We start from the raw sequence: 6407 nt of genomic DNA, 5'->3' as shown, positions 1-6407 counted from the left end.
GCGCCAGATTGTGGGCAGCAAGAACATGCGGACGCGTAAAGAGAGTCTCAAACATGATATTCCCGCATTGATGATCAGTGGAATATCAGTATCAGCCTAGAATTATGTCGTCATGGAAACGTCAACCCGGAACGCAATGCAGGGGCATTGAGAGCCACCGCGACATATTTTTTACCACACCATACTCGTTGCCTTTGCCCACGTTGCAGGCGACGATGTCGAACCCCCAGTGGCGCGCCGCATCGAGATAGCGCGGATTGAACACCGGCGCCTGGCCGATCAGGCGTTGCAGCACCGCCGACTTCAGATTGTCGACCATGATCTTGCGCGGGCAGCCATGGAAGGCCGCGAACGCATGCTCATGGCACGCGAGGAAGTGCTCCATCGTCTGCGACACGGTAAATTCCACATACATCAACCGGCTGTAGCACAGCACCATGACGAAGAACGACAGCCGCCGCCGGGTCGAGCCCACGCCAATCGAGCCATATTCGCCCCAGTCGACTTGCGCACACTCGCCTAATCTGAAGGAGGCCGTAATCGGAAGGACACTGGCGAGTCCCCGGACAGTCCGCATTTTTTCGCGATTCTGCTTTCCATTATGGGCATGTGGCATCCTCAGGCGTGGTCATGTCCGAGGAGGTTCCCATGTCCGCTCCGCTATCAACTGACCAGATGTTGATCGAGAAACTGCTGGCTCATCTGAGGGCCGAGGGGTATTCCCTACGGATCCAGCAGTGGTATCCGGCTCGCGTACGTCAGCTGCTGGATTACTGCAACCGTAATGGACTGTCCATCGAAACCGTTCACCCAGAACACGTGATGCGGTTCTTGCGCGGGCAATACCGGCTCTCGCGGAAACGGTACAGCGAGTTGCCACCGTTTCAGAAATGGCGACATCGATACACCGGCGCCATTAATATGATGCTGCGTCTTGTGCATGGAGCATGGCCGGTTCCGGACCCACCACACACCGCGCTCGAAGCTTTCCATCGCGATATCGTCAAGGACTACGATACGTGGTTGCGCGACCTGCGTGGACTGCATCCACTGACTCGAGCCAAGCGCACCAGGCATGCGTTGCAATTCCTGACTTCACTCGGACAGCGAGCAGACCAGCAGGGTCTTGCGGACCTGAGCGTTCGCGATCTTGACGCGTACCTGAAGCAATGTTGTGACGGACTACGGCGCGGCTCCATCGAAGATCGAACCGTCTGCCTCCGTGATTTCGTTCGCCACTTGTGGCGCACGGGCCGCACGGCCATTGATCTTACTGGCACGGTGATTGGGCCGCACATCTACGAGCACGAAGACATTCCAGTCGCCCTTCGACCAGAAGAAGTGCAGCGCGTTCTGGAGGTGACTCGGAAGGATCTCTCACCAGTCGGTCTGCGCGACTACGCCATCTTGATCCTGTTGTCGACCTACGGCTTACGGGCCGCAGAAGTCGTCAATTTGCGCCTGGACGACATCGACTGGAGGCGGGATGTTCTTCGCGTGCGCCACTCAAAGACCGGAACCTCCTCCGAGCTTCCATTGCTACGCGACCCGGGCGAAGCCGTGCTCCGATACGTGGAGAAGGCGCGCCCGTCAAGCGTACATCGGGAGGTATTCCTGCGTATCCAGGCGCCGCACCGACCGTTCAAGAGCGGATCGATCCTTAACTGTGTCACGAGCACTCGTCTACGAGCAGCCGGGGTCACTCCGCAAGGAAGGAAGGGCCCCCATGCGTTTCGCCACGCACGCGCCGTGAGCTTGCTCCGATCTGGTGTGCCGCTCAAGATCATCGGCGACATATTGGGTCACACATCTGCTGCGGCGACCGCAGAGTATCTGAAGCTCGCGACCGAGGATCTGAGAACCATCGGACTCGATCTGCCAGGAGGAATTTTGCCATGACTGACTTACCGTCCATCGATGCAGCATCCGTCGAGCAATTTTTGCAGGAGCAACGATTTCGTCATCCGGCCACGCACAAGAACTATGCGGGCCTCCTATGCAACTTCAACAACTTTCTCGCGAGCCGCGGTCCGATTACTTCGCCGGATGTCTCAATGGTGCAGCAATGGCTGAAGGAACACAGTCTCAAGTGGCAGGCACACATCCTCTATCACCGAACTTTCCTGATCGAGCGATATGTCCAGTGGTTGCACGACCACGGACTCATCGCGTCAAACCCATTTGCAGAATTACATCGGCAGTACGGCCCGCGCACCACGCCGATCGTTCGAGCCCTCGTCAGTGAGGATGGCAACGCAGCACTCGAGAAACAGCGCCGGCTTCCTCGCTTCGGAAGTTTCCTTGGAATAGTGATGGATGAGCATATTGCACACATGCGCGTCCTCGGTTATCGCTATCGCACCGAAGAGCAGAGACTGCTGCGCTTTGATCGCTTCCTGCAATACCATCCTGAGCTGGCCGGGCTTACGTTGGCCGAACTCGTCGAGCATTGGAGTCAGGAAGAACCGTCACCGTACCACTTATTCGAAGCTCGGAGAACCGGCCGCGTCGTGTCGAAAGCGATGCACCGGATCGACCCGCGGGCGCCGGTCCTGTCCATCGGCGATGGAGTAGCTCGTGCGGCTCGGCAACAGCAGCGATCCCCCTATCTCTACACGGACGATGAGATACAGCGCATTCTGCAGGCGGCGCTGTTGTATCCCTCGCCGAAGGCACCGTGGCGTCCTGTCACCCTCTTCACAATGCTCGTGCTTGCCTACTGTGTCGGTCTTCGGGGAGGCGAGGTCGCGCGTCTGGTGCTTGGCGATGTCGATCTGCGTGAGCAGACTCTTGAGATCCGGGAGACGAAGTTCTTCAAGCGACGTCGCTTGCCTCTGGCCCCTGGAGTCATGACAGTGCTCCAGCACTATCTTGACATGCGTGAGCAAGCCGGTACTCCAACGAATCCTGAGAGCCCACTGTTCTGGAGTCCACAGCGAAACTGCGGCTACACAGTGGGTGGAATACGGCTTGTTCTGACGGATGTCCTGCGACGTGCGAGCATCAAACCCGCGCACGGAGCAGTCGGGCCGCGAGTTCACGATCTGCGACATACGATGGTAGGCCATCGCATGCGCGACTGGTACAAGTCGGGAATCAACCCGCAATCCAAGCTTCCCTATCTCGCAACATACCTCGGACACAAAGACATCCGCTCGACGCTGATCTATCTGAACATCACACCAGAATTGCTGCAGGAAGCCGGCGAGCGCTTCCGCAGGAATGGCGCAGCAGCTCTCCAGACGAAGGATGGTGTGCTATGAAACCGGATTCACTCGCCTCTTTGTTGCACGCATTCTTTCATGAATGGATGGGCAAGCAGAGGAATCTCTCCCATCATACGGTATGGTCATATCGCGACACGTGGAAGATGTTCCTTCAATTTGCAGCCAGCCGGAGGCGACGGGAGATCGCGCAACTGTCGCTCGCGGACCTGCAGGCCAGCGACGTGATCGAGTTCCTCGACTACCTGGAGAAGGACCGGAAGGTGTCTATCGGCACGCGCAACTGTCGACTTGCCGCCATCCATAGCTTCTTTACCTTCGTCGCCCATCGCGAGCCGCTGGCGATCGCGCAATGCGCAGAGATCGCATATATCCCGGTCAAGAAGAGATCCCGGCCTGCCATGTGCTACATGGATGCCGACGAAATCGCGGCGGTCCTTCGAGAACCCGACCAATCGAGCCCGGAAGGACAGAGGGATCACGCGTTGCTCGCGTTCCTGTACAACACGGGAGCACGAATCCAGGAGGCGCTGGATGTGTGCCCACGAGCCATCCGTTTTGAATCTCCCGCGCAAGTAGAGCTGCTCGGCAAGGGACGCAGGAGTCGTGTCTGCCCCTTGTGGCCGGAAACGGTTGCCGTAATCAAGGCGCTGCTGAGGCGACAACCGCGTGCGGATGACGAGCCTATCTTCGTCAACCGATATGGCCAGCCGCTCAGTGCAGCCGGGGTTCGCTTCAAGCTCAAGCAGTACGTTCAGTCAGCTTCGCGGCACGTGCCATCGCTCGCGACAAAGCGAATCACCCCGCACACGTGGCGTCACAGTGTCGGTGTTCAGCTCGTCGCTGCCGGTGTCGACGTGACGGTGATCCGTAGCTACCTCGGGCACGCGCGACTGGATACGACCAATCACTACGCTCGCGCTAATTTGGATACCAAGCGAAAAGCGCTCGAGCAGGTCGATCCATCAACGAAGCCCGGTCGGCCGCCGCGATGGAAGCGGAATCCGGACCTATTGACCTGGCTCGAATCGCTGTGAAAAGCATGCGCCCATAATGAGAAGGTCGTGCGGCCTACGAACCAGAAAATGCCGGGAAGCCGGCCATTTCCTTCTTATTACGAGGCGCTTCCCATTAGGTGAATAATCGCAAGCTTGCGATTATTCACCAGGGGCAAAGGCAAGCTTCAGGAACGCCTCGCGGCGCGGCGGGCGGATCTTGCTCACATAGTCGCGCACGATCGTGTAGCCGCCGTCAAAGCCGGCTTCGCGCAGGCGCTGATAGATCTGCTGCGCGCTGTACGGATGAGCGTCGAGCCAGCGCACCACCTGCGCCTTGAACGGATCGAGCCGGCTGGCGCGTGGGGGCGACTGGCGGGGCCGATACTGACCGGCCTTGAGCCACTTCGTCACCGTTTGCGGATGCAGCCCGAGCGCGCGCGCCGTCTGCGTGATCGTCAGGTGCTGCCGTTCATGGCAGTCGCGGATCTTGCAGTACGTCTCGTAATCAAGCATGACGCTTGCCTAGCACCGCGTGCAGCCGCGCGAGTTGCGTGGCGACGTCCGTGGCGGGACTCGGGGACGGCGCCGGCTCCTGAGCCGGCACATCCAGCGCCAGCACCTGATAGAGCGGCCTTTGCCAGGCGATCAGGCCAATGCGGATCAGATCGTTGCGGGCCATCTCCAGGCGCGCTGGCGCCAGCGACAGGCGACGCGCCAGCGACGTGTCCGCGTAGTAGCTCAGGCCCTGGGCATCGGCGACGGTGACCAGAAACAGATACAGCGCGGCAGCACAGGCGTCACATCGCTCGATATACCGGTCGCGCACCAGCCGGTGATCGACCCAGCTGAACTGCGCCGGAATCTTACGGACCCGCTCGGGGCAGATCACCCGCTTGATTGGCATGGTCGCGCCTCCCGTTCAGGATGTCCTGCCCTAGTTGTAGCAGCCGCCGGGTGCTGCGCGCGATGTCCTCTTGTAACGCACTGTCGGTTAAATGGGCGATCAGCCCAATCAGCACGGCCGGTTGCGCCGATAAGACCTCTTGTAACGCATCGCCCGCCAAGATGGCTGATTCCTCTTTGATTTCAATGGTTTGCGCGTGACAGTCATCTTGTAACGCACCGTCCCTGGATGCGCCGGGACGTCGCCAGTACCCCGGATGCGCGTCGCGCCAGCGCTGCACTCGCGCGACCTGCTCGGCACCGCGGAAATAGTCCTGGTTCTCGGGCTGGGAGAGCCACCGGCGTTGACTGGCCGCCTTGCTCGCCTGACGACACGCGGCACGCGAGCAATAGCGCTGGCGTCCCACGTTGCGCGGATCGGGCCGGAACAACGCTCCGCAACCCAGGCACTTACGCTTTCTCTGGCGTTTCATGGACCGGCCCTCCTGGGGCTCGATCATGCGCCGCCACCGCGGCGCGACCGACCTCAGGCGGGGCCATCCACGAAGAACATGCGAAACACCACGGGGATCGACCGAAAAGACCGAAGAAGAAACGAAGAAGAGCCAGGCCTTAGAAAGATGGGCTCGAAGAAAACGAACGAAGAAAAGACACTTTCACGCCGTCAGTTTTTGACGACTTTCAGATCGCCGATGACAACAGGTGATCGCATAAAATGAACTAGTCCGTTGCAATACGCCCAAACGCAATCCCCAGGCATACAAATCCAGATGACTCGGGCCTTTGCAATCTGGGATGCCATCTGATTTCGTTCGCCATCGTATCTCTCCAGTCGGGGCACCACGTCCTTATGTCGAGAATGACCGCAAATGCGATGAGCCGCCGGCACCTGCTGACGCTGCTCGGCGCCTACATGTGGGGGCCCGCCAGCTACGAGATGGGTGCACTGCCCCCTGCGGAACGGATCGCGGTGGCATTGAGCCAGGGCAGCCAGATTCATCCGCAGTACGCGCACGAGTACCAGAACGGTTTCGCGATGAGCTGGAGCCGATCACCGTTCACGAATGGCTGCTTCGCCGCATGGACGGATGCGTTGAGACAAGCGCATTACGCGAATCTCTGTCAGATCGACGGACGGATCGTCCTTGCCGGAGAGTGCGGATTTCGGGGAAGGTGAACGCTCGTTTCGGTGAAGTCGAACAAGCTGGAGCGCGGTGCTGCGTAGTGCATGGATTGTAGCGTGAGTGTTCGGGATCAGGTAGCGTCAGGCAGCATGGCCGGT

Annotated in this window: 8 protein-coding genes; 4 read left to right on the top strand and 4 right to left on the bottom strand. The window is 59.5% G+C overall.

What is annotated here, in order from left to right; genetic code table 11:
• Window positions 1-121: 121 nt before the first annotated feature.
• On the bottom strand, window positions 122-577 hold the full coding sequence (locus GNZ13_RS04450; protein ID WP_216674709.1) for a DDE-type integrase/transposase/recombinase: 456 nt from the start codon (window positions 575-577) through the stop codon (window positions 122-124).
• Window positions 578-648: 71 nt separating this feature from the next.
• Here GNZ13_RS04450 and GNZ13_RS04445 point away from each other — a divergent pair, with 71 nt between their 5' ends.
• From GNZ13_RS04445 to GNZ13_RS04435, 3 genes are read left to right on the top strand one after another with little or no spacing between them, the layout of a single operon-like run.
• Window positions 649-1899 carry a site-specific integrase gene (locus GNZ13_RS04445; RefSeq protein ID WP_172160852.1) on the top strand — a complete coding sequence of 417 codons (1251 nt, stop codon included), beginning with the start codon at window positions 649-651 and terminating at the stop codon, window positions 1897-1899.
• A gap of 41 nt (window positions 1900-1940) precedes the next feature.
• Complete coding sequence (locus GNZ13_RS04440; protein WP_172160850.1) at window positions 1941-3263, top strand: tyrosine-type recombinase/integrase; 1323 nt, start codon at window positions 1941-1943, stop codon at window positions 3261-3263.
• Window positions 3260-4261 (top strand): tyrosine-type recombinase/integrase, encoded by a 1002-nt coding sequence (locus GNZ13_RS04435; RefSeq protein WP_172160848.1) that lies wholly within the window; start codon window positions 3260-3262, stop codon window positions 4259-4261. Before GNZ13_RS04440 ends, GNZ13_RS04435 begins: the two co-directional genes overlap by 4 nt.
• A gap of 120 nt (window positions 4262-4381) precedes the next feature.
• On the opposite strand, the gene GNZ13_RS04430 is transcribed toward GNZ13_RS04435, so the two are convergent.
• The 3 genes from GNZ13_RS04430 to GNZ13_RS04420 are packed head-to-tail and all read right to left on the bottom strand — an operon-like array spanning window position 4382 to window position 5598.
• Window positions 4382-4735, bottom strand: a complete 354-nt coding sequence (locus GNZ13_RS04430) for a transposase (protein ID WP_172160846.1) — start codon at window positions 4733-4735, stop codon at window positions 4382-4384.
• Window positions 4728-5126 (bottom strand): hypothetical protein, encoded by a 399-nt coding sequence (locus GNZ13_RS04425; protein ID WP_172160844.1) that lies wholly within the window; start codon window positions 5124-5126, stop codon window positions 4728-4730. Before GNZ13_RS04425 ends, GNZ13_RS04430 begins: the two co-directional genes overlap by 8 nt.
• Window positions 5086-5598 (bottom strand): hypothetical protein, encoded by a 513-nt coding sequence (locus GNZ13_RS04420; RefSeq protein WP_172160842.1) that lies wholly within the window; start codon window positions 5596-5598, stop codon window positions 5086-5088. Before GNZ13_RS04420 ends, GNZ13_RS04425 begins: the two co-directional genes overlap by 41 nt.
• 401 nt (window positions 5599-5999) lie before the next feature.
• Between GNZ13_RS04420 and GNZ13_RS04415 the strand changes: the two genes are divergently transcribed.
• Window positions 6000-6302: an FAD-dependent oxidoreductase gene (locus tag GNZ13_RS04415; protein WP_236001802.1), complete on the top strand. Its 303-nt coding sequence runs from the start codon at window positions 6000-6002 to the stop codon at window positions 6300-6302.
• The last annotated feature ends 105 nt before the right edge of the window (window positions 6303-6407 follow it).

The sequence above is a fragment of the Paraburkholderia elongata genome (genome assembly GCF_013177735.1).
Lineage (GTDB): Bacteria > Pseudomonadota > Gammaproteobacteria > Burkholderiales > Burkholderiaceae > Paraburkholderia > Paraburkholderia elongata.
The sequence above is the reverse complement of the archived record's forward strand: the minus strand, read 5'-3'. Positions and strand labels throughout refer to the sequence as shown.

Excerpts from the sequence above, each read along its gene's own strand:
- GNZ13_RS04430 (WP_172160846.1), bottom strand. The coding sequence starts at position 4,735 with ATGCTTGATTACGAGACGTACTGCAAGATCCGCGACTGCCATGAACGG.
- GNZ13_RS04420 (WP_172160842.1), bottom strand. The coding sequence starts at position 5,598 with ATGAAACGCCAGAGAAAGCGTAAGTGCCTGGGTTGCGGAGCGTTGTTC.
- GNZ13_RS04450 (WP_216674709.1), bottom strand. The coding sequence starts at position 577 with ATGCGGACTGTCCGGGGACTCGCCAGTGTCCTTCCGATTACGGCCTCC.
- GNZ13_RS04425 (WP_172160844.1), bottom strand. The coding sequence starts at position 5,126 with ATGCCAATCAAGCGGGTGATCTGCCCCGAGCGGGTCCGTAAGATTCCG.
- GNZ13_RS04445 (WP_172160852.1), top strand. The coding sequence starts at position 649 with ATGTCCGCTCCGCTATCAACTGACCAGATGTTGATCGAGAAACTGCTG.
- GNZ13_RS04435 (WP_172160848.1), top strand. The coding sequence starts at position 3,260 with ATGAAACCGGATTCACTCGCCTCTTTGTTGCACGCATTCTTTCATGAA.
- GNZ13_RS04415 (WP_236001802.1), top strand. The coding sequence starts at position 6,000 with ATGAGCCGCCGGCACCTGCTGACGCTGCTCGGCGCCTACATGTGGGGG.